Genomic DNA, 2,500 nt, shown 5'->3' with positions numbered 1-2,500 from the left:
GCAGCGAAAGCGAGTCTGAATAGGGCGATAGAGTATGGGGTCGTAGACCCGAAACCAGGTGATCTACCCATGTCCAGGGTGAAGGTAAGGTAACACTTACTGGAGGCCCGAACCCACGTACGTTGAAAAGTGCGGGGATGAGGTGTGGGTAGCGGTGAAATTCCAATCGAACCTGGAGATAGCTGGTTCTCTCCGAAATAGCTTTAGGGCTAGCCTCAAACTTAAGAATCTCGGAGGTAGAGCACTGTTTGGACTAGGGGCCCATCCCGGGTTACCGAATTCAGACAAACTCCGAATGCCGATGATTTATGTTTGGGAGTCAGACTGCGGGTGATAAGATCCGTAGTCGAGAGGGAAACAGCCCAGACCACCAGTTAAGGTCCCCAAGTATTCGTTAAGTGGAAAAGGATGTGGCGTTGCCCAGACAACCAGGATGTTGGCTTAGAAGCAGCCATCATTTAAAGAGTGCGTAATAGCTCACTGGTCGAGTGGCGCTGCGCCGAAAATGTACCGGGGCTAAACGAATCACCGAAACTGTGGATTGACATCTTAGATGTCAGTGGTAGGAGAGCGTTCCAAGGGCGTCGAAGCTAGACCGTAAGGACTGGTGGAGCGCTTGGAAGTGAGAATGCCGGTATGAGTAGCGAAAGAAGGGTGAGAATCCCTTCCACCGAATGCCCAAGGTTTCCTGAGGAAGGCTCGTCCGCTCAGGGTTAGTCAGGACCTAAGTTGAGGCCGAAAGGCGTAGACGATGGACAACAGGTTGATATTCCTGTACCACCTCCCCGCCGTTTGAGCAATGGGGTGACGCAGTAGGATAGGGTGAGCGCGCTGTTGGTTATGCGCGTCTAAGCAGTGAGGTGTGGAATGAGGCAAATCCCGTTCCTATAACATTGAGCTGTTACAGCAAGGGGATTTATCCCTGAGTCCCTGATTTCACGCTGCCAAGAAAAGCCTCTAGCGAGGCGGGAGGTGCCTGTACCGCAAACCGACACAGGTAGGCGAGGAGAGAATCCTAAGGTGATCGAGAGAACTCTCGTTAAGGAACTCGGCAAAATGACCCCGTAACTTCGGGAGAAGGGGTGCTCTGGTAGGGTGTTAAAGCCCGAGAGAGCCGCAGTGAATAGGCCCAGGCGACTGTTTAGCAAAAACACAGGTCTCTGCAAAACCGCAAGGTGAAGTATAGGGGCTGACGCCTGCCCGGTGCTGGAAGGTTAAGAGGAGAGGTCAGCGCAAGCGAAGCTTCGAATTGAAGCCCCAGTAAACGGCGGCCGTAACTATAACGGTCCTAAGGTAGCGAAATTCCTTGTCGGGTAAGTTCCGACCCGCACGAAAGGCGTAACGATCTGGGCACTGTCTCAACGAGAGACTCGGTGAAATTATAATACCTGTGAAGATGCAGGTTACCCGCGACAGGACGGAAAGACCCCGTGGAGCTTTACTGTAACCTGATATTGAATTCCGGTGCAGCCTGTACAGGATAGGTAGGAGCCTTGGATTCCGGAGCGCTAGCTTCGGATGAGGCGTTGGTGGGATACTACCCTGGCTGTATTGGACTTCTAACCCATGCCCCTTATCGGGGCAGGAGACAGTGTCAGGCGGGCAGTTTGACTGGGGCGGTCGCCTCCTAAAGAGTAACGGAGGCGCCCAAAGGTTCCCTCAGAATGGTTGGACATCATTCGTAGAGTGCAAAGGCATAAGGGAGCTTGACTGCGAGACCTACAAGTCGAGCAGGGTCGAAAGACGGGCTTAGTGATCCGGTGGTTCCGCATGGAAGGGCCATCGCTCAACGGATAAAAGCTACCCCGGGGATAACAGGCTTATCTCCCCCAAGAGTCCACATCGACGGGGAGGTTTGGCACCTCGATGTCGGCTCATCGCATCCTGGGGCTGTAGTCGGTCCCAAGGGTTGGGCTGTTCGCCCATTAAAGCGGTACGCGAGCTGGGTTCAGAACGTCGTGAGACAGTTCGGTCCCTATCCGTCGCGGGCGCAGGAAATTTGAGAGGAGCTGTCCTTAGTACGAGAGGACCGGGATGGACATACCTCTGGTGTACCAGTTGTCTTGCCAAAGGCATCGCTGGGTAGCTATGTATGGACGGGATAAATGCTGAAAGCATCTAAGCATGAAGCCCCCCTCGAGATGAGATTTCCCATTACGCAAGTAAGTAAGATCCCTCAAAGAAGATGAGGTTGATAGGTCTGGGGTGGAAGCACGGCGACGTGTGGAGCTGACGGATACTAATCGATCGAGGACTTAACCAATTTTGAAAAGGGCTTGATTACCCTGATTTTGTGTAGCACAATGTCTGTTTTATTCAGTTTTGAGCGAACAAGCTCAAAGAGTCTGGTGACGATTGCGAAGAGGTCACACCCGTTCCCATCCCGAACACGGAAGTTAAGCTCTTCAGCGCCGATGGTAGTTGGGGGTTTCCCCCTGCGAGAGTAGGACGTCGCCGGTCTCATTGAAAGGCCATTACCTTATAGGTAGTGGCTTTTTTT

Annotated in this window: 2 rRNA genes (1 of these 2 running past the window's edge); both read left to right on the top strand. The window is 53.0% G+C overall.

The window, feature by feature from the left end:
- Positions 1-2,263, top strand: a 23S ribosomal RNA gene (locus ACP8HG_RS16755) (it extends 669 nt beyond the left edge of the window).
- Between the two features lie 81 nt (positions 2,264-2,344).
- Positions 2,345-2,460 (top strand): 5S ribosomal RNA (gene rrf / locus ACP8HG_RS16750).
- The last annotated feature ends 40 nt before the right edge of the window (positions 2,461-2,500 follow it).

This window comes from Sporosarcina sp. FA15 (genome assembly GCF_051550195.1).
In the GTDB taxonomy this organism is placed as follows: Bacteria; Bacillota; Bacilli; order Bacillales_A; family Planococcaceae; genus Sporosarcina; species Sporosarcina psychrophila.
Note: the sequence above shows the minus strand (reverse complement) of the source record. Positions and strands in the feature narration are given on the sequence as shown.